The sequence below is a fragment of the Alkaliflexus imshenetskii DSM 15055 genome (genome assembly GCF_000517065.1).
Taxonomy (GTDB): domain Bacteria; phylum Bacteroidota; class Bacteroidia; order Bacteroidales; family Marinilabiliaceae; genus Alkaliflexus; species Alkaliflexus imshenetskii.
Genome location: NZ_KI912105.1, coordinates 413,429 through 437,039, shown reverse-complemented (window position 1 = coordinate 437,039; position 23,611 = coordinate 413,429). Strand labels below are relative to the sequence as shown.

Below are 23,611 nucleotides of genomic sequence, written 5' to 3'. Positions count from 1 at the left end.
CAAAGTTAGTTATTCAAAAGAAACCCTGATGCCAGCCATCATCGAAAAGCCTGTATTTCTGAATTGCCAGGGCATTTCATAGCGATTGTTGGTGATGTTATACATTTGGGTGAATAGATCAATCTGATGGCTCGGCTTTTTCACCAATTGTTGTGATGCATAAAGGTTAACCAAAGTACCCGGAGTGAAGTCGTTTCGCCAGATAAGAGAACTGGAGTCATAGTATTTTCCGGTATAGTTGAGCACAGGGCGTATGGTAAGACCGCTGTTGCTTTTAACTGTAAATCCAATATTGGCTACCTGTTCCGGGGCAAAGGGCACATTGGCATCGTGTTGTTCAGGATCCGAACTGTTTTTAATTCTTGATTTCATAAAGGTGTTATTATAAAACCATGATATGTTGTTGTTGATAACATGTTTAATTTCAACCTCTAATCCATGCGCAATGGTTTTTCCGGCATTAATTGATTGAGATTGCGAAGGTACATCACTCACTGCCACATCAATGATGGCGTCGTCAATGATATTGTAAAATCCACGCACACCAATTTTAAGATTTGACAGATTCATGTTAGTACCCAAATCCATTCCCAGCCCCGATTCAGGTTTAAGATTTGGATTTGGCAGATGCCCGTTTCGTCCCGGCTGGTTGCGGTCGCTCAGAGGAATGGTGCCACCAATGGATTTAAGCCCCGGTGTCATAAAGCTGTTGCCAATATTGGCGTAGAGGTCAACTCTTGAGGCGACATGGTACTTGGCGCCGAGACTAAAAAGCAGGCGACTCCAATCGGTTTCGGGCTCACCAGGTTTGCCTCCTTCCATCATGTCAATGGTGTTTCTGATGTGGTTAAAGCGCAATCCACCTCTTAAAATCAGATTGTTAAGAAGAAGTTCTTCCTGTGCATACAGGCCATACTGAGCAGAACGTGATTTATTACCATAACTCTTATAACCCTGAAGTGGGTCAGAGTGGGTATGGTAGGCCGCGCTTTGAAAATCTGTACCCACAATAAAAGAGTGATTTTTGCCATGATTAATGGTCAGATTTATGTCGGCAGGCAAAATGCGTTGATACGCCCCGTTATTTGAATCGAGCACTTCAACGTCGGAATCCATCATAAAACTGCTTTCCTGCCAATTTCTGTCATACACCCTAAGTCCGAAGCCTGCATTTAAAACCATAAAACTGTTAAGGGTGGATGTCTGGTTCACATTAACAGTGGTGTAGTTATGGTCAAAGCCGCGGTAGGTGCGCCCCGCATCGCCTTTATGTGCAGTTTGATTTATAAATACTGATAATTTGTGTGCATCCTCTTCACCATAGTATTGAGTTGCTCCTGCAAAGAGTTTTCGCTTGGTGTATTCTGGGTTTTTGTTCATGTTAAGCCATGAGCCCTCGGTGCCATAATTTGTATAATCGGAGGTTTCATAAGAGAGTCCTGCAAAATAGTTTAAATTGTCCTTCACATCCTGATGATACAGTTGTCCGTTTAAAGTATTGTATGAGCCATACGCCATGGATGCTGTGCTTAGTTGACGGTTCACCTTTTGCCGTCCAATGAGGTTGATTGTTCCGGCCAGTGGGCTTTGATTTCCGGCAAAATCCTGACTCAGATAGTTGGGATAGAGCACCGAAGCTGGTCCTCGCTGGATTTCGATACGCTCAAAAGCCATCATATCAAGGTTCATGGGGTCAACAAAAGCGTCGAGTGGCAGTCCGTTTAACATGAAGGTGCTGTATTTTGGCCCAATACCGGCGTATGTTCCCCAGTTGGCATCGTTACGCGATAGGGCACTTACCGATGCGCCAGGTTTTTGGGCTATAACCTCGGCAATGTTGTTTTGTCCCAGCACAATCATTTGTGCATCGTTTAAGGAGATTACATCAATTTTTTGGGTAACGTTGCCTGGCAAACGTGAGGTTTTTGAGCCGGTAATTACCACTTCGTTCAGATTGATGCTGTCTTGTATGGCCGTTTGTGCCACAAGTGAGTTGCTGCCAATAATCAATAAGGAGGCTAGGCTGAGCGTTCGGAGTTTTCGGTATTGCATAATTAAAGTTTGAGTAAAAATATGGTAATACGATTTTTGAAAATCGTGTTATCAAACATCAAAATTATTGTTTTTTATAACGCAATCAAATTTGATGGCGTTAATCTGCTGTTAATCCAAGCAACCAAACTATATTTTTGCATCCTCTCTTTTTTGTTTCTTAACTTTGATAACAATTGCGGTTATGTGTTGATGCATTCAGATAATCTTTGTAGTCTCACCTTCATATCGCATAATCACTTAATACAGATTTTAATGAGATTCTTAATGTTAGTTGGATTGATGGTTTGCATCCATATTCATGGACAACCCCAAAAGAACCGTAAACAGTCCGATGTTTCGGCAATGTGGCAACAGGTCGACTCATTAGAGGGTCGGTCATTACCACGGTCGGCCCTTGTAGTAGTGAACGGGATATATGAGGTGAGTCGTGAGCAACGGCTCACAGCTGATTTTGTTCGCTCGCTGGCTTACAGGTATAAATATAACCAGGAACTTGATGATGATGCACTGGTGAGCATGATTGAACAACTCGAAGCCGATGTGGATGGTCTATGGCCAGTGGCACGTCATTTAACCCACGCGTTTTTAGGTGATTTATACAAACACTACTACAATCAAAATCGCTGGAGGCTGCTCGAACAACCTCAGGTTAAATCCGGCAGTATTAAGATCAGAGAAATGAGCGCAGCCGAAGTCTCTGGCAAAGCCATGTATCACTATTTAAAATCGCTTCATGATACTGATGTTTTGTTGCAGGCATCAACCACTGATTATCAAAAGTTGTTGGATGGTACGCTTGGAAAAGCGCATCTTCGTCCTTCGTTATACGATTTGCTGGCCGTGAAAACTGTGGAGGAGTTACTTGGCGGAGGTTTATTTGAACTCCCCGATGCCAACAGCTACGCATTCGAAGATATTGATTTGTTGAAGCCACTTGAGCGTTTTCTAAAACTTGAGATTGATATCGCTTACGCAGATGAGCCTGCTGTAAGGGCTATCATTGTGCTTCAGAAGTGGTTAAAGAGCATCCAAAAGCGCGGCAATGTCTCTATTTTAACCGATGCTGATTTAACGCGGCTCAATCTGCTCAAACACCGTTTTACCGGCGATAATGGCGATGAGGTGTATGAAGCGTCTCTGGAGCAGATTATTCAACGTGCACGCAGGGTTCCGGAATATTCGCTCGCGATGTATTATCGGGCATTGTTTCTTAAGTCTTTGGCGGAGCAGCCAGACAATGCCGCTTCCACGAGAAACTACCTGCGTGAGGCTCTGGCATTGACAAAATCAGCTGCCGATGCCTACCCCAAATCGGAGGGAGCCCTTTTGTCTGAAAACCTGAGGCAAGAGATTTTGGCGCCAATGTTGCAATTGATAGGTGAGTCCGCAGTGGCTCCTGCATCGCACCTTTATTACTCTGTTAGTTATAAAAATGTAACTACGCTTCACTCGTATCTGTTTGCCTTAGACGTTCCCGATTTTGAATCATCGCGCCACCCAGAAGAAAATTGGCTGACGACACAGATAAACCAAACAAAACCTTTGTCGCACTGGACGACGCAACTGCCTGATTTTGGCGACTTCCGTTCGCATACAGCTGAAATAAGGGCTCAAAATCCGGGAGTAGGCTACTATTGTCTGTTTATAACCAACAAACCCTTTTCGGGAGACCTGACTCAGGCAGAGCTTTTTCATATTTTGCCATTTCAGGTGTCGGGGTTAAGTTTTATTGAGAAGCGGCAGGCGTCTGGCTCGCTTTTAACAGTGCTGGATAGGGCAACGGGTTCGCCCATCCAGGGCGTTGATGTGCAGTCTTTCGTGTATGGCTGGTATGGCAAATCCGCCACAATCATGCGGCACGGAATTACGGATGCGCTGGGACACCTGTTGGCTACAGATGGTGATCAACCACATGGCAACCGTCGCTTGATGCTTACTCATGGCAAGGATACCTATTTTTCTGAAAACCGCTGGTGGTCCAGAGGCAACGATGGTTATGAGCCTCCTGCAGTCAATCGCCTCTTTCTTTTTTCCGACAGGATGGTATACCGTCCGGGGCAAAGCCTTCTTTTTAAGGGTGTTTTGCTTCAAAGTGACGGAAAGGTGGCGCATGTGCTTCAAAATGAAATGGTAGAGATATCGTTAAGGGATGTCAACGGTCGCGAAGTGCATAAATTGTCGCTTCGTACCAATGAGTTTGGCTCTGTGTCGGGGCGTTTTAACATTCCCCATGGGTTGCTTACCGGAAGTTACATGCTGCAATCGTCATTCGGAACTCACCATTTTCAGGTTGAGGAGTATAAAAGACCAAGATTTGAGGTAATACCTGAACCCTACAAAGGTTTGGCCGTTTTAAACGACACGGTACATACCAATGCACGGGTCATCACTTTCACAGGACTACCTGTAACAGGGGCATCTTATGAGTGGCGTGTGGAGCGATATGCAGATGTCTGGCGCCGTGGTTTTTATTCGCCCCCGACGGCCATTGCTTCTGGACAGGGCATTACCAATGAGCAGGGGGAGATGGAAATCTCTTTTCTGGCCACACGTGATGTGAAATTTGACAAGACTTTTAATCAGAATTTCCGAGTAGTTATTGATGTCACCGATTTGAGTGGGGAAACACGTTCTGCCCAGCAGGTGATTACGCTGGGGCGCGACCCATATCGGCAGATAATTGAGATTGAGGACTTGTTTATCGAAAAAAATGATTCCATTCCGGCCCTATTCCGCCTGGTTAACATGTCTAATCAACCAGTGGAAGGTGAGTTGCATTACCGGCTTGTTCAGCTCGATTCCCCCGACAGGCTTCTACCCTTGCGCTATTGGAGCCATCCCGACACACTGCTTTATGATAGCACGAAGCCGGTATTTCGTTCCGAGAACGAATCAGAGTGGTATATCCATCATAAAAAAGAGATTTTACTCGAGAGTGGTGTAAAGGTTAATGGACAACTCTCTACATTTTTAGTTCCGGAGACAAAACTGAGCGCCGGTTATTATCTTCTTGAAACAGAAGTGGTAGGTGCTGGTGGTGCGATCCGGAAAAATGAGCAGATTTTCAGAGTCTTTAACCAATCGGGGATGCCTCTAAAACCCGTTGATGGTGTGTCGGTAATTGTTCCGGTTAGGGAGTATCAGCCAGGTGAGACGGCTGAGTTTTTCGTAGGCTCTTTTTTTGATGATGGGCAAATTGTTGTGAACGTGACTCGCGACAACGAAACCATTCTTGAAACCCAGCTTATGGTAAATGGAAGATGGCATCGTCTCTCATTTCCGGTCGACGAATCGATGTATGGACTCGTAAGCATTCAGGTTTTAACGGTGCATGGAAACCGCATTTACAGTCACAACGAAGCAATGAGTGTCATCAATCCGTCGCGTAAGATGCGCCTGGCTTTAAGCAGTTTTAGAGACAAGTTGCTTCCCGGAAGTCGTGAAACATGGGAGATGACATTTTTAGATGATGAGGGTAAGCCCTATGAGGCTGAAGCTGTGGCTTTGATGTATGATGCTTCGTTGGATCAATATATGGCCAATAGTCTTTTAATGAATCCATTCTATGACAGATTTGCAAACAGACCTTGGTATTGGGAGGGTTTTGGCGGTGCTTACGGTGCAGGAATATCTCATCGCAGGGTTGAGCCGGTTTTTATGAAAGCTTATCCAGCGTTTTTCTGGACAGGACTGTTTCAGTATCATCGGCATTATCCAATGATGATGGCCAAATCTGCCCGTGCAAATGAGACTATTAACTTTATGGAGGTTGATCAGGAAGTTTCAATGGCTGATGAAGAGGCTGTTCCCATCACCAGACAAGAAGCTTCAGCCCCAAATGTGGATGATGCTGCCGGGGCAGGAGAGATGCAGGTTAGAACCCGTTTGGAGGAGACGGCTCTGTTTTTACCACACCTGAAGTTCGATGTCAATGGTAAAACGTCATTCTCGTTTACAATGCCTGAGAGTGTTACACGCTGGCGTTTTATGGCTCTTGCGCATCGTAAAGATGGTGTTTCATCCACTACCAGCGAGTTTGTGATAACATCGCGTGATTTAATGATTGTCCCTAATATGCCTCGTGTGGTGCGCGAAGGGGACAGACTGTTTTTTGCAGCTACGCTTTTTAATAACAGTAACAAACGGTTGTCTGGCACAGCAAATTTGATTGTGACCGATGCCGTAAGCGGAAAACAGCTGAATGAGATTGGTGCGCCACATCCAATCAGGTGGCATGTTTCACCCTCTGAATCTATCTCGTTGAGCTGGGAAGTGGTTGTACCTTATGGTGTCAGAGGGATTGAGGTAGTTGTGGCAGCTTCAGCCGGTGAGCTTAGCGATGGCGAACGACACGTGATACCTGTGTTGCCATCACGCATGCTTGTTACCGAAACCAAACCCGTCACACTCATCCGTAAGGGGCGCCATCGCATTGCATTACCAATAGCCAATGGTATCAGACTTCAGAATTTGGAGCGTTTTACTTTTACATATACACAGAATGCTGCCTGGGAAGTACTCTCTGTTTTGCCATGGTTGGTAGAGCAACCACATGCCAGCGCAGACCAGTTATTTAACCGCTTTTATGGGCTCTCGGTTGCCGGGCACATCACCCGACAAAATCCGGATATAGAGCGTGTACTCAGAGCCTGGAGCCTTGCCCTGCCTGGCGATGAAGATGCATTGCTATCAGCGCTTGAGCATAATCCGCAACTTAAATCTACCGTGCTGGCCGCTACGCCTTGGTTTAGACAAGCTCAATCTGAATCACAGCGCAAGAGAGAATTGGCCGGATTGGTTACCCGCAACGAACTATCATCGGAGGGTTTACTGGCACTGATGCAGCTTCAAAATATGCAACTTGATAACGGCGCCTGGCCCTGGTTCAGTGGTATGTTTCCTTCGGAGCAGGTTACTGCAAACATTGTGGCAGGTTTCGGATTTCTATACAAAACGGGTTATAACCCCGATGAGATGGCCTCCACGATGGTGGAGAAGGCTTGCGGATGGTTGCGTTCTGAACTTGCCCGCCAGCAGGAAGTGTTTATCCGCGACAGCTTAACAACACCTAATTCTCAGGTGCTTCATACGCTTTATGCCTTGTCATTTTTTGGGGATGGGAAATCACTATCCGACACCGAACGTTTTTGGCTTGACAAGCTTCGTATGCCCGATTATAAGGAGAGTGTAATGTTGCAATCGCTGATGGCAACACTGCTTTGGCGCAATGGCCGTACCAGCGAGGCTGCTTCCATTATTGCAACGCTCGAAGAGTTGTTGATTTCGGAGGAGGGAGATGTACGGCGCTTTCGACTGCCTCATGGATCATACTGGCATCAGGCTCCGGTTGAGTCGCATGTAGCTGCTCTGGAGGCTTTTCGTGAGGTGTCTCCACAAAATAGCGCCATCACCGGTCTCGAGAATTGGCTCATTCAGCAAAAACGCACCCAGTCATGGGTCACCACACGTGCTACAGTTTCGGCGGTTTACGCACTTGCTTCATCTTCAAGAGATCTTTTCCGTGTGGCAAAACCTGATGCCATTCGTGTGTTGGGACAACGGTTAAGGGATGACAAGCGGTTATCAGGAACAGGTTTTATTAGTCAGACATGGCGTGGCAATGAGCTGCCGTCTCGCACCAGTGATGTCATAATCGATAAAAAGAGTGATGCTCCGTCCTGGGTTTCGATGCACCTGAGTCGCTTCGAAACGGGCGCTGATGTGTTGGCAGGCGGATTTTTAAATGTGGACACTGAAATATACAGACGCATTGTTCGGGATGGCATTGAGGAGTGGCATGTTGTTGGCGATGATATGATTTTATCAAGAGGCGACCGGCTAATGTACCGTCTGGCAATAGAAACGCCACAGGCTTTGGATTTTGTGCACGTGTCAGCCCCTCGTGCTGCAAATTTAGAGCCGCTCGATTTGCTATCGGGTTACCGGTATGCATCTGGTCTGGGATACTATCTTTCCGTGACCGATGCCGGAAGCGATATGTTCATTGATCATCTTCCCAAAGGTCGTTATCTTCTGAGTTGGGAGGTGGTGGTAAGCCATGAGGGAAGCGCATCGGCCGGCCCGGTAAACGTCAGTTGTTTTTATGCGCCTGATTTTTCGGGATACGGAAGTGGTGGCACGATAAATGTTACTGGTAAACTTAAGAAGTAGCCAACCTTTTGAAATTTAGGTTGGTGGATTCTTTAGTTGGGTTTGTATTGATAATTTTATTAGATGGTTACATATCCCGAATAGGAATGGCTACTTTTAGGCAGATAAATAATTGAATTAAAATGATGAGATTAACAACTCTTTTTCTGGTGGCTTTGATGCCTGTGTTTTTATATTCACAGAGCGTAGGCGTTGAAAATAAAGACAAAGGCCTTTCTGCGCTTCACTCGGGCGATACCGAAACCGCTCTATATTATTTGAATGAATTGGTTCTGCATGGCTTAGCAGATGGTGAAGTGTTGGGCGGTCTGGCACTTGCTTACATCCTAAAAGGTGATGCGCAACGCGCCCTTGAACATGCTGTGGATGCCCGTAAAGACCGTACACGACCCTCGGTCGATGCTTTTTTGGCCGGATTTCTGGCTCATGAGCAACTTGGCAACGTGCGCCAACGCAACCGTTGGATGGAGCAGGGGCTTGAGGCTTTCCCGGGTGATTATCTTCTGTTGTATCATGCCGGAAGGGTAACCATCCCTTTTGATTCTGAAAAGGGGGAGACTTATCTTCTAAAGGCCATTCAGGCGGCACCTGGTTTTCCACCAAGCCATTTTCTTTTGGGAGAGAATATGTATCGTCGCGGAGAGAACCTTAAAGCACTTCTGCCCATTTTGTATTATCTCATGCTTAACCACGATGGCGATGACAGTCAGGATCTGCTTGTAGTAATTGAGCGATTGTATGATACATGGGCCGCATCAGCTGGTAGCATCAGCAGGGTAACGCGGGTGAGTCCCGGTTTCAGGTCAAGCTTTGAGCCGGTGGCATGGGAGAGCAATAAAAACGATTCTCTGACAAAAATGGAGTGGTTTAAAGCGCAAACCATTGGCTTAATGAATAGCATGCGCGATGTGGAGATAAATTCACGCAATGCAATGTGGACATTTTATACCGATTTTTTTGCAAAAGCAGCTGAACTTGACTTTGCCGAATCGCTCACCATGCACATATTATACAGTCGCTATCCGGCCGATGTGATGCAGTGGCTATTGGATAATTCCCATCGATATCAGATGATGGCCGATTGGTTGATGGTGCAATAGTTGCTTTATGTTTTATACAAAAAAAGTCTGCCGGTTATTGTCGGCAGACTTTTTTTTGTTGGTTTAATGAATAATCTGCAACAGTTGCTCCTCCTTGCTCAGTTTTCCGCCACCCAATACCATGGCAGTTTCGATTAATGCCAGGTGAGAGTATGCCTGAGGGAAATTACCCAGGAGTCGTTTGGTTTCAAAATCAAGGTCTTCACTAAACAATCCCAAATGGTTTGAATAGCTAAGCAGTTTGTCAAATTTCTCGATGGCCTCTTCTTTGTGGCCAATGATGTATAAACTCTTTATAAGCCAGAACGAACAGATTGTGAATGCCGATGATGGAAGTCCAAAGTCATCGCGGTTTTTATAACGGTACATAAGTCCTTTGTGCTCCAGCTCTTTTTGAATGGCTAGCACGGTATTTTTATATTTAGGGTCGTCGCCCGATAAAAATCCATACGTCTCCATCAGTAACACAGATGCGTCCAAATCTTCGTAGTGATATGCCTGCGTGAAGGATTGTTTAGCTTCCGACCAGGCATTTTTCATGATGTCGTTTTTAATTTTGTCGCGAAGTTTAATCCAATCCTGTATTGGATCGGTTTGTTGAAGCAGATCAGCTACTTTTATGGCTCTGTCAACTGCAACCCAGCATAATACCTTGCTAAAGGTAAAGTGTTTGTTGTTCTCCCGTATTTCCCAGATGCCTTTGTCGGGCCGTTGCCAATTACGCTGCACCGCTCGAATCATATTTCGCGTAATGGTCCATAGCTCTTCGCTGTGATCCAGCGATACCGAAAACAGCTTGAAATGCTGGTAAATCACATCCATCAGGATGCCATAAATGTCGTTCTGTTTTTGTTTGTAGGCTGCATTACCCACTCGCACGGGCTTGCTGCCACAGTATCCATCCAGATGACTCAACTCAATTTCGGTAAGACGTTTGTCTCCATTGATGCCATACATAATCTGCATGCGTTCATCTTTCTCGGGCAACAGGTCGGTAATAAATTTCAGATAGCGGTGAGCCAGATTGTAATGGTCAAGGTGAGTCATGATTTTGATAACCATCGAAGCATCGCGAATCCAGCAAAAGCGATAATCCCAATTGCGCACCTCACCTATGGTCTCGGGTAAGGAGGTGGTGAGGGCAGCAAGCACTGCTCCTGATTTCTGGAAACTTAGCAGCTTTAACACCAATGCGCTTCGGGTAATCACATCGTTGTATTTCCCGAATCGTGTGGTACGATCGGACCAGGTAAGCCAATAAGCTTTGGTGCGTATCAGTTTCAGGTAGGAGCGTTCCACAGTCTGCTTAAGCAACTTTTGGTTGTAGCTTATGAGTATGAACTCATCTTTTGTGATTGCGATGGGCTGGCTGCATGCCACATCCGATATCTTCATGCTCGAATAGAGATATACAGAATTGTAATCCCCTTTTGTTGTCATCGATTTAACATAGCTGCTGTGTATGATGGTTTTGGTATCGTATTGGGCATACTCCAGCTTTGGATTGTAGTTAAACCTAACCACCGGTGCACCTTTTATGTGTTTAAAAAAGCGGATAACATCAGCAGGAGAATAAGCTTGACCATTGTCGAGCTTGTAGCGCGGAAAAAAGTCATGAACCTCAAAAGAACCATCAGCACATTTAAAACGGGTCACAAGGATGTTGGTGTTGCCATCGTAGTTTTGTGTGATTGTATGTTCTGTTTCCGGTATAATTTCGAAACTGCCTCCTTTGTTGATATCCAGTAGCTTGGCAAAGACAGATGGCGAGTCAAACTGAGGCAGACACAACCATTCCATAGCACCTTTGTTAGATATTAGCGCGCCACTGCGACAATTTCCAATAATTCCGTAATTGAGACTTCGTTCGCACTCTTTAGTCATAATATAGGCTGTTTTACGTGTGTTTGATTTGAAATGTAGCAAAAAAAACGTAATTTTTAAAACGTTTTTCAATGTACATCAATGTTAATTGAGATATAGTTTGGCATGATGAACCAAAGGAGGATGTTTAATTTAACAGTATCAGGTTGGTTATTGTTTAGATTTTGGCCTATAAAATCAACATATCATAAGATTTTTATGAAATGCGGATTTGTAATAAAGATGATATTCAAAGTGTATGTGGCCGACATTCTTACCATTGTTTTATCAATAAATTAACATGAAGTATGTGTAAGTTATATAGATAGGGAGTGTTTCCGGAGGTTACAGGAAGTTATCAAAAGTTGACTGCATACTTTTTAAAATGTTTGGCTGATTTAGAAAGTCTGAACCGGTGAATTGCCGATAGTTATGTAATACATCCGATTGTATAAATATAAATAATTGTTTATGAAGAAATTACACATTGTTTCAAACCGATTGCCGTTTAGTGTGGTAGACACAAATGATGAACCGTCATTACAACCCAGCGTTGGTGGATTGGCCACCGGAATGAACTCTGTTTATAAAGATTTTAATGGAAAATGGATTGGCTGGTCCGGAATTGCCTCCGATGAGCAAGAGCCATCCAAACTGCTAAAGATTGAAAAATTGCTTTCACACGAAGGTTGCGAAACAGTTCATTTAACATCCGATGAGGTTGAATCTTTTTACGAAGGTTTTTGTAACAATACGATATGGCCTCTTTTTCACTATTTTGCGCAGTACGTAGATTTTCAACCCGGGTTTTGGGACGCGTATGTGGCCGTAAACCAGAAATTTGCAGATAAAACCCTTGAGGTTGTGGATGATGGCGACTTTGTTTGGGTTCACGATTATCAACTGATGCTGGTGCCTGAGATGATTAAGAGCAAGAGACCCAATATCACCATCGGCTATTTTTTGCATATTCCGTTTCCATCTTATGAGGTGTTTCGCATCCTCCCCTGGCGAAATCACTTGCTGAAGGGTCTTCTTGGTGCAGATTTAATTGGTTTTCATACATACGATTACGAGCGTCACTTTTTAAGTAGCGTACGCCGTTTGTTCGGATATGAAATCACTTTTAATGAGATCCATATTGATGAGCGCATTGTTTTGGCTGATGCCTTTCCCATGGGCATCGATTATAAAAAGTTTGAAGATGCGGCATTAAGAATTCATCAAACACCGTTGAAGGAGCGTTCTGAGGTGCATCGTGAGTTGGAGAAGTTCTATCTTATGGATGAAGAGCGCCGCCTTGTGTTATCTATTGACCGTTTGGATTACTCTAAAGGCATTCCCAACCGGCTGCGCGCATTTGGCCGTTTTCTCGAGAACCATCCCGAGTACCGCGGAAAAGTAACGTTGGTAATGCTTGCAGTGCCATCGCGTAATAAAGTGATTCATTATCAGCGGTTAAAAAGCGAAGTGGAAGAGTTGGTGGGAGGCATCAACGGACTGTACGGCAACATAAACTACACGCCTGTATGGTATTTCTACCGGTCTATGCCATTTGACAATCTGGTGGAACTTTACAGCATGTGCGACGTGGCACTCATCACCCCCGTGAGAGATGGCATGAATCTGGTTGCAAAGGAGTATGTGGCGTCGCGTATCAACCAGAATGGCGTTATGGTATTAAGTGAAATGGCCGGTGTAGCCAAGGAGATGGGTGAAGCCATCATCATCAATCCCAACGACGAAGAGGAGACAGAGAAAGCCATTCTTCTGGCGCTCGAAATGCCGCAGGAGCAGCAGCAGAAACGCATACGCATTATGCAAGAGCGGCTGCGGCGTTACGATGTATTTAAATGGGCTCGCGAGTTTGTGAAATCGCTTCAGCGGGTAAACAAGCTCCAACGCGATTTTCTTGCCAAAAAAATCACTCCTGAGGTGCAGGATTTTATCATCGATAAATATAAAACCGCCGCAACCAGAGCCATTTTTCTTGATTATGACGGAACACTTACCGGATTTCATGGTGACCCGCAGGAAGCTATGCCTGATAAAGCACTAAACACCCTTATCGATAGCTTAACGGCCATACAACAGAATGTGGTGACCATAATCAGTGGTCGCGACAAGGAGACGCTCGGGCGTTGGTTTGAGGGTAAAAAGGTGAATCTGATTTGTGAACATGGTGTTTGGTTAAAGCGCTTTGGCGAGGAGTGGCAGATGCTTGCCAATGCATCCAATTCATGGATGCCGGTTATTCGTCCTGTGCTTGAGAGTTATGTGGATCGAACTGCCGGGTCTTTCCTCGAAGAGAAGAACTACTCGCTGGTTTGGCATTACCGCAAAGCAGAAGCCGAATTGGGCGAGCTTAGAGCCAAGGAGTTGCGTGATGAGCTGACGGAATTTGTGGCCAATCACAACCTGGAGATTATGGAAGGCAATAAAGTGGTAGAGGTGAAAACCGGAGGTATTAATAAAGGTGCTGCGGCCAATAACTTTCTGATGAATCTGGATGCCGACTTTATCCTTGCCATGGGCGACGATTGGACAGACGAGTATCTGTTTCGCGAATTGCCCGCATCGGCCATCACAGTGAAAGTAGGAATTAAACACACCAGCGCATCGTATAAATTGGAAACTGTTGAGGCCGTTCGGAAATTCCTTGGTATTTTAGCAAAATCATAAATTGATTTGTAGTGCATAAGGTATCAGCCTCTGCTTTAAATTTGGTCTCTGCAATTCTTTCTCATGTAATTTTTATATCAATCACAATCATAAAACCTATTGAATGACAACACAAAATTATGGTAATGTAGAAGTGCCACCTTTTGTTCAGAATATCCTGAACAATTTTAAAAGGATACTCTTGGGTATTTTCCTTTTACTTGTGGTTTGGAGTGGCTTTTTTCAGGTTGGCCCCGAAGAGATAGGTGTAATTACCCGTTTTGGTAAGTTTACACGGCTGGTGCAACCTGGCTTGAATTTTAAAATCCCCTTTATGGAAATCGTTCAGAAAGTGCCTGTGGAACGTCAGCAGAAGCAGGAGTTTGGTTTCCGTACAGTTGCTTCCGGCGTGCGTTCAGAATATACAAAGCGCGGTACGGCAGATGAATCTCTTATGCTAACCGGAGATTTGAACCTGGCTGATGTGGAATGGGTGGTACAATATCGGGTTTCCGACCCTTACAAGTACCTTTTTATGGTTCGTAATCCTGAAACCACGCTGCGCGATATTTCCGAGTCGACCATGCGGCAAGTGGTTGGTGACCGCACCGTGAACGAGGTGCTTACCGTGGGACGTGTAGAAATTGCCAATACGGTAAAAGACCTTATGCAGGCTCTGTGCGATGAGTATTCATTGGGCATTCGTGTAGATCAGGTGGTGCTTCAGGATGTGAATCCCCCCGATCCGGTAAAAGCTGCCTTCAACGCAGTGAACCAGGCTCAGCAGGAGAAGGAAACTCTTATAAACCAGGCCAAATCAGAGTACAACAGGGTAATACCACGCGCACGCGGACAGGCACAGGAGACCATTCAAAAAGCTGAAGGTTATGCCACGGCTCGTGTCAATACCGCTCAGGGTGAAGCTGCTCGTTTCAACATGCTTTATCAGGAATATATTAAAGCGCAGGATGTAACCCGACGTCGTATTTATCTGGAAACCATGCAGCGGGTACTACCCAAACTTGGCAATAAAATTATTACCGATCAGGAAGGAAATAATGTGCTGCCACTTTTGCAAATGCAAATGACCGGAAAGAAAACCTCAGGAAACTGATTTTTTTCTCTTCCGAAGCAGCAAAATAGCTTTGACCAATGAACTTTCGGTGAGTCTTACGTAGCTCAGCAAATCAGATTTATCTTTTTCAGGAAGTCTCATCCGGACAAATGCTGATTAATTTTTTTACTGATGATTTATTAATAACATACCAATGAATAAAAAAAATATAATCGCCCTGGTTGCAGTTGCCATCCTCGCATTTCTTGTGTTTGAGAGTGCTTTTATTGTGAATGAAACACAGCAGGTGGTAGTGACACAGTTTGGCCGACCTGTTGGAGAGGCCATTACAACACCGGGACTGAAATTCAAGACTCCATTCATCCAGAAAACCCACTTTTTTGAGAAACGCTTTATGGAGTGGGATGGTGACCCAAATCAGATTCCTACAAAGGACAAGAAGTACATATTTGTGGATACCTACGCGCGTTGGCAAATCACCGATCCTTTGCTTTTTTACATCCGACTTACCAATGAGCGTGGTGCAATGTCGCGCCTTGCCGATATTCTGGATGGTGAAACAAGGGACTTTATTGCCAATCACAATCTGGAGGAAGCTGTACGTACAAGCAACCGCACACCTGTTTCGTCAGGCGTTATTGGTGAGATGATTGGTGATTCGCTCATTCATATCGAAGTGGGACGCGAACGCATTCAACGTATGATTCGCGAATCGGCCAACAATCAGGCTCGTGATTTGGGTGTGGTGGTGCTCGATTTTAAAATTAAGCGTATCAATTACGTACCCGAAGTGCGTGAGCAGGTTTATAACCGTATGCAAAGTGAGCGTATGCGTATTGCTGAGGAGTTCCGCTCCGAAGGGATGGGCGAAGCCTCAATCATTAATGGTGAAAAGGAGCGTGAGTTGCAGTCTATTCAGTCTGCTGCATTTCGAACTGCCGAAGAGATAATGGGTAAGGCCGATGCCCAGGCCGCTGCAATTTATGCCGCAGCCTACGACCGCAGTGCGGCATCGCGTGAGTTGTATGCATTTATAAAATCGATGGAGACATTTGAACGCACCTTTGATGAAGGCACGCAAATAATTCTTTCGACCAAGAGTGAACTTTACAAATATCTTAAAGGGATGAGATAATCGAAACTGATCATGTTATTGCAAATGCGGCCATCTCTGAATCACAAGAGATGGCCGCATCTGTTTTTATCGAAAAATCCTGCTTATGCCAGTTCCTTGCAGGCTTCGTAAATGCCGTCGAAGAGTGTTTTTACATCGGTGGCAGCTACAGCAGCAAATGCTATGCGCAACAAATCGCCAAGGCTAATCACTCCAATGCTATACTTGCTAATGAGCAACTGACGAACCGCTTCAGCGTTAAGGCCATCACGAAGTTTAATACACATGAAATAACCTGAATTGTATGGGAGGGCAGTAAAATACTTCTGGTATTTTCCATCCTTGAGAACTTCTTTTACTGCACTGTAACGGGTTTGCATGATGTCGAATTTCTCCTGCTTCTCCTGCTTGTAGGTGGGAGAATCAAATGCATGAAGCAGTAGCGATTGCGACAGGTTGGATGCATTTGAAATGTTGCCACGAACCGCACCGGCTGTTTTGTTTTCAAGTGCCTCATATAGCTCTGCATTGCCTCCTTTAATCCCGTAGGTGATAAAGCCAACACGTAAGCCCCAAACGTAATCTTCTTTTGTTGGTCCATCCACTTTTACGGCAAGCACGTTTTCGTGGAGGGTCGAAAGCCATGCAAAAGGCGACTGGGTTTCGATGTTATCTTCAAACACAAGTCCAAAGTAGGCATCGTCACAAATTACCACAACCTTTTTACCGGCATTAGCTGCTTTGCTTATGGCGGCAATAAGTTGCTTCATCTCCTCAACGGTAGGAGAGTAGCCAGTGGGGTTGTTGGGGAAATTGAGCAGTAACACCTTTTTGTCGCCATCTGCCATGAGCTTTTCTGACATGGCATCTACATCCAATCCATCATTTTTAAACAGATTGTAAGTGGTTATGCGGGCGTCGTAAGCATTGATAAACGTGAGGTTGTAGTTGCCCCAAAACAGGTTGGGTACAAGCACTTCCTGACCCGGATCCAGAAACATGTATCCGGCCATGCTGATACCATGCGTTAGAGCGTTGGTTACAACCGGAAGACTTACGGGTGTATTGTTAAGCGCCGGGTTTTTTTCATAAATGAGAGACTGCCAGCGCTTTCGTATGTCAGGACGTCCAAAGCTTGGTGCATAAGGGAAAGCAAATGACGGGTCTAAATTGATGCGGTCGCTGATTGATTTCAGACGCATTGGACTGCGATCATCTTCGATGGCAGCGCCAATGGTTGCATTTATTTTTGTGCTTTTTGCTTCCGCACTCTGACCTAATATGCCTTTTTTGGGGAAAAAGATTGATTTGCCGCGCTGTGACAGCATTTCGAATACGTTCTTGTTGTTGGCCAACAATAGGTTGTTAAGTTCTTGTGCCTGAGGGTTCATAGTTGTATTTATAGTTGCAATGATACAAAAGTAGTGTTTTTTTTAATCAGGTAAAAGCGCTTCACTGCGCTGTAAATGCTTTGAAACCGACACTGCGTCTGTAAATCAGCTGAAAAAACAAGAGAATGCTTAACAAACACAGAGGTTTCAGATAAAAATAAAATTAGGGCTTTTTTCTTACATTTTACAAGAATCTGTGGTTAAAATATGTTAGACCGTAAGAGTTGTTCATGGTGAAATATACGTTATTTGTTACTCTAACCTCTTAAGGCCGGTAATACATGGCAGGGTAGCTCGCCAGAATGGAATCATCACGCAGTTGTATTGTATTTAAGATTACAATGAGTTTAGCCTAACAACAAATGCTTCTACAGTAATGATCAGGAGGTTTCTGCAATTTAATGCACTATAGACTTCTGTTTAATGCGCATTAAAATTATATCTATGGTGCGTTAAAGTTTGCATTGTTCCTGTCCTCTCTACCAAACATTGGGATACTATTTCGATGTTGGCCTAGATTTAAGAACAAACAGCCAAATGGCAAAGTTGTAAGTTGGGTGCTTTTTGCTATTTTTATGCGAAATAAACTGACCGATGTTAAGCCCCCGCGTTAATGTTGCCATTGCCGATTCGCAATTTCTTGTAACAGAATCTTTGGTGTCCATCATCAAGGCAAATGATAAATTTTGTTTTGCCGGATTGGCCTGCCAGTATCATGAGCTAATCACCATTTTAAGTAGTAAACCTGTTGATTTGCTGATTACTGATTATGCTACGTTTGAATACGATGGCATTGAGGTGTTTGCTGAGTTTTTAAGAAAGTATGAAGGCATGTCTATTCTGGTGCTTACCAATCAGGTTGTTAAGCATGATTTTAATGAGATGACGAAAAGGGGCATCAAAAACATCATCAGCAAAAACAGCGATCGCGACGAATTGATGATGGCCATTGAGGCCACGTTGAAACGTCGAAAATATTTTTCGGAGGAGTTTTTGGAACTTCTTATGGATGAAGGCTCGCGAAAACCACGCATTGAGGATTCCGTGCAGCTCACACAAACCGAAACAGAGATAGTTCGTATGATAGCCGAAGGGCTTACCACCAAAGAGATTGCTGCGCGCAAACACATCAGTCACCATACTGTAATGACCCACCGTAAAAACATATTCCGAAAACTGAGTGTGAATAGCAGTTCTGAATTGATAATGCATGCCATACGCTCCGGATGGATCGACAATATCGAGTATTATATATAGACACAATCCAGTGTGATTGCTGAAAGTATTGCTTTGTCGTTATCTCATATCTGATACTCTATTGTTAGAGTATTTCGCAGAAACATTCTACTTCATAACCTGCCATGTAATTATCTCAACGTTTAAAAATCAAGAGTTACTAAGTGTTGGAGGTTGATGTTGAGACAAAATGACTAAATATTCAAATTAAAACAGATTTCTTCAATTGTATATCTTATCCTTGAGTTGTTTAACAGGTTTAAATTTGCATAGGTTTCTGGCGATGGTGATGGCTGGGTTAGCTAAGAAATGGGGGAAGGTAAGAAAGTTGGTGGTGGCTCCGTAAACCTGTATCTTTTTGGCTCCCATCGATTCTTTAAATATGGTCAGGTTTTCACCATCTTCTCCATCCGGAACGCCTCCCAAATTGATGTATTTCATTCCTTTTTCGCTGAAGGTTTTTATAAAATGGTCGAACATGTAGGCTGCGCACCCACTTTCATAGCCGGCTTTGTCGATGCCATACATCAGAACGATTACATGGTCGATGTTCTCCAGAAGAAGGGCAACGCCATGAATATCTCCATCAACCACAACTTCATAGAACTTAGTAAGAGAAGTGTCGGCTAAGTTCTTTAACGACTGGCAATCCATGTATGGCATAAACAGTGGATTGTATTTTTTGCGATGGCGTGCCTCGGTACGTTCGCTAAGGGTGCAGTTCAAAAAGTTGAGCAGACGAATGTCATTGTCCTCATTTTTACTTTCAACAATGGCGATATTGTGTTTGCGACTTTTCTTTAGATTGTTTTTAAACCGTCTGCTGTAGCTGGCTTCGCTATGTGTTGTAAGATCAATTACAAACTCATTTCTTTCGGTTTTTAAGAACCCTTCCGGCTCTATGCATTCGCAGGTTCTTTGATCGTAGGAACTGATAATTACCCGCGGAATTTTTAATTGTTGGGCCAAACGCTTTAGAGATAGAAGAAGGTGTTCATTTTCAGAATATTCATTTAGAACCGAAGGGTAGCAAAAGAAATATAAAACCCGGTTTTTTAATAGTTGACAATGCGCAATTAAACCGGCCGACTTAGCCACTACTTGCTCGTCTTGCAGATAATGAATAAATATTGGCTTGTTCCCGTTATTGGCCATCGACAGAACCCATTCAGGCATGTTAAATGTACTCATTTTGAAATTGCTGAGGCCTGTCATATACTTCTCCGGACTAACAAGTTCTATGTTTAGGTTGCGATATTGATGTTGCATTTTCTTTTGGGTTAGTTGTACCAGTGTTTGGTAACACTATCTGATTCCAATGTTTCCAGAATTGTGTAGTTGTTGTTATACATACCGAATAATGGCGCTGTTTTGCAGTTTCACTGACCTTAGGATGTTGATGACCTGAGGTTTTATGCAATTTTTACTCTTTGGTGAGTAAAGCGATGTTGTGCCGGTAATGTATTTCCTTACAAAGGGTTGAAGGCGAGGTGGGTAAATTTGAAAGGATCAAGTGTATGGTCGATTCCAAAACGCACAAAATGTTTGTACATAGGTCTTATTAATGGCACGTTTGCTTGAATTAAATGGTAAGAGCCTCCGTGAAGTAAACCGGAAGATGAATTTTATTTGTTGTAATTCAGAGGCTTTAAGCATGTTGTAAAATTGTACTTCAAATTTATGAAGAACTAATGTCCTTTACGCTTTTCTTTGATAAGCAGTTTTTTTTTGTTGTTAAACAGCCAATTATCGTTGATGTAATTTTATTGGTTTCCATAAGTGGTATATACCCTTTTTATGGTATATAAAATGCCACATCTGTGGGATTTCAGGAAGTTTTCAAAGCTGACATCTTTGTAAGTATCAAAACGTGATTGTTTTGGTGCAGTAATTCATAATTAAAAAACCTTAAACGAGATAACATGTCTAAACTTACTTTTTCTGTAAACGGAACAAACAAAAATGAGACACGTCTGGATGTGGAGGCACGTCAATTCAGTATTGTGGTGGATGAGCCGGCACAACTAAATGGCACAGACGCCGGGGCTAATCCGGTGGAGTACATTCTTGCCGGATATGCCGGATGTTTAAATGTGGTGGCACACATCGTGGCTAAGGAGTTGGGCTTCACCATTCATAAGCTCTCTGTTGAAGTCTCCGGAGATATAAATCCGGCCAGATTCCTTGGTCTTTCAAATGATGAGCGGGCCGGCTTTCAAGGCATTAAGGTTAAGCTTGATTTGGATAGCGATGCCGACCAGGCCACAATAGAAAAATGGATTGAGGTAGTTGAAAACCGTTGTCCTGTGAATGATAACCTTGCCAACCCAACGCCTGTCAGCATAAGCCTTGGTCAGAGAGTGTCTCTGAATTAATGAGCAGCTGTTGCAACCATATCTTTTATTAAATGTTTAGAGAATAATTAAAACTTAACACATATAACTATGTCAGCAAATAATCTACATTTTGATACCCTTCAGTTGCATGCCGGTCAGGAAGTTGACCCAACTACCAATTCGCGCGCTGTGCCCATCTATCAAACCACATCTTACGTGTTCAACAATGCAGAACACGCAGCAAAATTGTTTGGACTCAAAGAGTTTGGAAACATATATACCCGAATCATGAACCCCACCACCGATGTGTTTGAGAAACGCATCGCTGCACTGGAAGGCGGGGTGGCAGCCGTAGCAGTTTCATCGGGTCAGGCGGCACAGTTTCTGGCCATCACCAACCTGGCACAAGCTGGTGATAATATTGTATCTACATCCTATTTGTATGGCGGTACCTACAACCAGTTTAAGGTGCAGTTCAAACGTCTGGGCATACAGGTGAAGTTTGTGGATGGCGACAACCCGGCCGAATTTGAAAAGCAGATTGATGACAACACCAAGGCACTCTATATTGAAACCATTGGTAACCCGAGATTTAATATTCCCGATTTTGAAGCCATTGCGGCCATCGCTAAAAAACACAACATTCCTTTGGTAGTTGATAATACCTTTGGTGCAGGTGGTTACCTGTTCCGACCCATTGAGCATGGAGCCAATGTGGTGGTGGAATCGGCCACGAAATGGATTGGTGGCCACGGAACCAGCATTGGCGGTGTAATTGTAGATGCTGGAAACTTTAACTGGGGCAATGGAAAATTCCCGCTCTTCACCGAGCCATCTGAAGGTTACCACGGATTGAAGTTCTGGGAGGTTTTTGGCGAATCGGGTCCATTTGGAAATATTGCCTTTGCTATTCGTGCGCGTGTTGAGGGTCTTCGTGACTATGGAGCGGCACTAAGTCCATTTAATGCCTTTCAGTTGATTCAAGGCATTGAAACGCTCTCACTGCGCGTGCAGCGCACGGTTGACAATGCGCTGGAGCTGGCCAAATGGCTCGAGAAGCATCCCAAAGTAGAGGAGGTTTATTATCCCGGATTGCCATCGAGTCCATACCATAACCTCGCTAAAAAATATCTGAAAAACGGTTTTGGCGGTGTGCTGTCGTTTAAAGTGAAAGCCGGTAAAGAGGCTGCCGATAAGGTTATTGATAGCCTGAAACTCATCAGTCACCTGGCCAATGTGGGCGATGCCAAAACGCTGATTATCCATCCTGCATCTACAACGCATGAACAGCTTAGTGCTGCCGAACAGGTGAAAGCTGGTGTGGCGCCCGGTGTGCTTCGCCTTTCAACAGGTATCGAACATATTTCTGACATCAAGGCCGACCTTGAACAGGCTCTTGCCCAAGTCTAGTTTGTTTTTGACATTGTTATTCTTTTTTTTCCGAATGCACATCGTGAAACGTTACGGTGTGCATTTTGCCATTGGTTGCTAATCAGGTAAATTTGTGCTAATTTAACTTGATGCACATTTGATGTTGTTTTGTATAATTACTAATATTTAAATGATGAGATTGTTATTGATTCTGTTACTTCCTTTGCTGATTTCGTGCAGCCAAACAGAAGGTTACAAGGTGGAAGGCCGTATAAATGCCGAGTCAGGCACCATCTATTTGCGTCATTTCCGCAATAAAATGTTTTTCACTGTGGATTCGGCCGTGATTAATAATGGCCGGTTTAGTTTCGATGGCCGTTTGAACAGGGCCGACTTGTACGGCTTAACGCTTGATACTACCCGCTTTCAAACCTGGTATGTGTGGCTCGATAATAGCTCCATAAATGTAGAGATTGATGTGGCTGACACCCGAAACATTGTCGTTAATGGTTCGGCTCCCCAGGCGCTTTTTGAGTATTACCAGCAGCATAGGGCCGGTTTTGACATTGACTCGTTTATTCAGGCCAATCCGTTGTCGCCCGTTCCGCTCTATATACTTTACAGAGATTATCCAACAGGCTTATCGGCCGACGAACTTGAACGAAGCTTGTCCTTTGCAGATGCATCGATGGAGGATTTGTCGTTTGTCAAAGAGTTGCGCGAAACCATTGCCTCCAAACGTCGGGTGGAGCCCGGCAATGCATACCTTGATTTTTCAGTGAGCGATTTGGACGGCATCGAAGTGCGCTTCTCCGATTATCTGGGCGATTATCTGCTTTTGGAATTTTGGGCATCGTGGTGTGGGCCTTGCCGCCGAGAGATTCCCCGTCTGCGCGATGTGTATGAGAATTTCAAGCACACCGGATTTAAGGTGGTGGCTGTTTCACTCGATTTTGATGCCTCCAGCTGGATAAATGCCATTGAGAGTGAGGGGTTGCATGAGTGGGTGAATGTATCGGATCTGAAGTTTTGGGATAGCCGTCCCGCTCAGGTTTATGGTGTGCGCCACATTCCATCAAATTTTCTGATTGCGCCCGATGGAACAATTATCGGACAAAACTTGAAAGCAGAAGAGCTGGCTGAGGAATTGGCATCTTTAGTGGAGTAGTTGATTGGATAAGAGCTGTTGAGTGGGTAAGATAAGAGATTTCCAGATTCTGATTGAAGCTTTATACGGT

At 44.2% G+C, this 23,611-nt stretch carries 13 protein-coding genes; 9 read left to right on the top strand and 4 right to left on the bottom strand.

Translation table 11 applies throughout. The annotated features are described in order from the left end of the window. Positions 1-9: 9 nt before the first annotated feature. Positions 10-2,052 (bottom strand): TonB-dependent receptor plug domain-containing protein, encoded by a 2,043-nt coding sequence (locus ALKIM_RS0101935; RefSeq protein ID WP_026473184.1) that lies wholly within the window; start codon positions 2,050-2,052, stop codon positions 10-12. A 255-nt stretch (positions 2,053-2,307) separates the two neighbouring features. Here ALKIM_RS0101935 and ALKIM_RS0101930 point away from each other — a divergent pair, with 255 nt between their 5' ends. Together ALKIM_RS0101930 and ALKIM_RS0101925 are read left to right on the top strand one after the other, a co-directional pair. Continuing rightward, positions 2,308-8,226 (top strand): alpha-2-macroglobulin family protein, encoded by a 5,919-nt coding sequence (locus tag ALKIM_RS0101930; RefSeq protein WP_162148782.1) that lies wholly within the window; start codon positions 2,308-2,310, stop codon positions 8,224-8,226. Positions 8,227-8,348: 122 nt separating this feature from the next. Then, positions 8,349-9,326 carry a tetratricopeptide repeat protein gene (locus ALKIM_RS0101925; protein ID WP_026473182.1) on the top strand — a complete coding sequence of 326 codons (978 nt, stop codon included), beginning with the start codon at positions 8,349-8,351 and terminating at the stop codon, positions 9,324-9,326. A 63-nt stretch (positions 9,327-9,389) separates the two neighbouring features. Here ALKIM_RS0101925 and ALKIM_RS0101920 read toward each other — a convergent pair whose 3' ends face one another. Then, the gene (locus ALKIM_RS0101920; protein ID WP_044117683.1) at positions 9,390-11,210 is read right to left on the bottom strand and encodes a glycoside hydrolase family 15 protein; all 1,821 of its coding nucleotides are present in this window, start codon (positions 11,208-11,210) and stop codon (positions 9,390-9,392) included. 450 nt (positions 11,211-11,660) lie between these two features. Between ALKIM_RS0101920 and ALKIM_RS0101910 the strand changes: the two genes are divergently transcribed. The 3 genes from ALKIM_RS0101910 (at position 11,661) to hflC (ending at position 16,060) form a co-directional block, all read left to right on the top strand. Beyond that, positions 11,661-13,871: a bifunctional alpha,alpha-trehalose-phosphate synthase (UDP-forming)/trehalose-phosphatase gene (locus tag ALKIM_RS0101910; protein WP_026473180.1), complete on the top strand. Its 2,211-nt coding sequence runs from the start codon at positions 11,661-11,663 to the stop codon at positions 13,869-13,871. 103 nt (positions 13,872-13,974) lie between these two features. Beyond that, entirely contained in the window at positions 13,975-14,964 is a 990-nt protein-coding gene (gene hflK / locus ALKIM_RS0101905; protein WP_026473179.1) for an FtsH protease activity modulator HflK, read from the top strand. 154 nt (positions 14,965-15,118) lie between these two features. Next, positions 15,119-16,060 carry a protease modulator HflC gene (gene hflC, locus ALKIM_RS0101900; protein ID WP_026473178.1) on the top strand — a complete coding sequence of 314 codons (942 nt, stop codon included), beginning with the start codon at positions 15,119-15,121 and terminating at the stop codon, positions 16,058-16,060. 83 nt (positions 16,061-16,143) lie between these two features. Here the strand turns inward: hflC and ALKIM_RS0101895 are convergent, their stop codons facing one another. After that, positions 16,144-17,430, bottom strand: a complete 1,287-nt coding sequence (locus tag ALKIM_RS0101895) for an aminotransferase class I/II-fold pyridoxal phosphate-dependent enzyme (RefSeq protein ID WP_026473177.1) — start codon at positions 17,428-17,430, stop codon at positions 16,144-16,146. A gap of 594 nt (positions 17,431-18,024) precedes the next feature. Between ALKIM_RS0101895 and ALKIM_RS0101890 the strand changes: the two genes are divergently transcribed. Continuing rightward, positions 18,025-18,687, top strand: a complete 663-nt coding sequence (locus ALKIM_RS0101890) for a response regulator transcription factor (protein WP_026473176.1) — start codon at positions 18,025-18,027, stop codon at positions 18,685-18,687. A gap of 201 nt (positions 18,688-18,888) precedes the next feature. Here ALKIM_RS0101890 and ALKIM_RS0101885 read toward each other — a convergent pair whose 3' ends face one another. After that, positions 18,889-19,935 carry a GNAT family N-acetyltransferase gene (locus ALKIM_RS0101885; protein ID WP_084555768.1) on the bottom strand — a complete coding sequence of 349 codons (1,047 nt, stop codon included), beginning with the start codon at positions 19,933-19,935 and terminating at the stop codon, positions 18,889-18,891. A 653-nt stretch (positions 19,936-20,588) separates the two neighbouring features. On the opposite strand from ALKIM_RS0101885, the gene ALKIM_RS0101875 reads away from it, so the two are divergent. The 3 genes from ALKIM_RS0101875 to ALKIM_RS0101865 all read left to right on the top strand — a co-directional run bounded on the left by ALKIM_RS0101875 (position 20,589) and on the right by ALKIM_RS0101865 (position 23,541). After that, positions 20,589-21,041, top strand: a complete 453-nt coding sequence (locus ALKIM_RS0101875; RefSeq protein ID WP_026473174.1) for an OsmC family protein — start codon at positions 20,589-20,591, stop codon at positions 21,039-21,041. Between the two features lie 69 nt (positions 21,042-21,110). After that, complete coding sequence (locus tag ALKIM_RS0101870; protein ID WP_026473173.1) at positions 21,111-22,412, top strand: O-acetylhomoserine aminocarboxypropyltransferase/cysteine synthase family protein; 1,302 nt, start codon at positions 21,111-21,113, stop codon at positions 22,410-22,412. 151 nt (positions 22,413-22,563) lie between these two features. Further along, positions 22,564-23,541 carry a TlpA disulfide reductase family protein gene (locus ALKIM_RS0101865; RefSeq protein WP_026473172.1) on the top strand — a complete coding sequence of 326 codons (978 nt, stop codon included), beginning with the start codon at positions 22,564-22,566 and terminating at the stop codon, positions 23,539-23,541. Positions 23,542-23,611 lie beyond the last annotated feature (70 nt).

Excerpts from the sequence above, each read along its gene's own strand:
- ALKIM_RS0101935 (WP_026473184.1), bottom strand. The coding sequence starts at position 2,052 with ATGCAATACCGAAAACTCCGAACGCTCAGCCTAGCCTCCTTATTGATT.
- ALKIM_RS0101930 (WP_162148782.1), top strand. The coding sequence starts at position 2,308 with ATGAGATTCTTAATGTTAGTTGGATTGATGGTTTGCATCCATATTCAT.
- ALKIM_RS0101925 (WP_026473182.1), top strand. The coding sequence starts at position 8,349 with ATGATGAGATTAACAACTCTTTTTCTGGTGGCTTTGATGCCTGTGTTT.
- ALKIM_RS0101920 (WP_044117683.1), bottom strand. The coding sequence starts at position 11,210 with ATGACTAAAGAGTGCGAACGAAGTCTCAATTACGGAATTATTGGAAAT.
- ALKIM_RS0101910 (WP_026473180.1), top strand. The coding sequence starts at position 11,661 with ATGAAGAAATTACACATTGTTTCAAACCGATTGCCGTTTAGTGTGGTA.
- hflK (WP_026473179.1), top strand. The coding sequence starts at position 13,975 with ATGACAACACAAAATTATGGTAATGTAGAAGTGCCACCTTTTGTTCAG.
- hflC (WP_026473178.1), top strand. The coding sequence starts at position 15,119 with ATGAATAAAAAAAATATAATCGCCCTGGTTGCAGTTGCCATCCTCGCA.
- ALKIM_RS0101895 (WP_026473177.1), bottom strand. The coding sequence starts at position 17,430 with ATGAACCCTCAGGCACAAGAACTTAACAACCTATTGTTGGCCAACAAC.
- ALKIM_RS0101890 (WP_026473176.1), top strand. The coding sequence starts at position 18,025 with ATGTTAAGCCCCCGCGTTAATGTTGCCATTGCCGATTCGCAATTTCTT.
- ALKIM_RS0101885 (WP_084555768.1), bottom strand. The coding sequence starts at position 19,935 with ATGCAACATCAATATCGCAACCTAAACATAGAACTTGTTAGTCCGGAG.
- ALKIM_RS0101875 (WP_026473174.1), top strand. The coding sequence starts at position 20,589 with ATGTCTAAACTTACTTTTTCTGTAAACGGAACAAACAAAAATGAGACA.
- ALKIM_RS0101870 (WP_026473173.1), top strand. The coding sequence starts at position 21,111 with ATGTCAGCAAATAATCTACATTTTGATACCCTTCAGTTGCATGCCGGT.
- ALKIM_RS0101865 (WP_026473172.1), top strand. The coding sequence starts at position 22,564 with ATGATGAGATTGTTATTGATTCTGTTACTTCCTTTGCTGATTTCGTGC.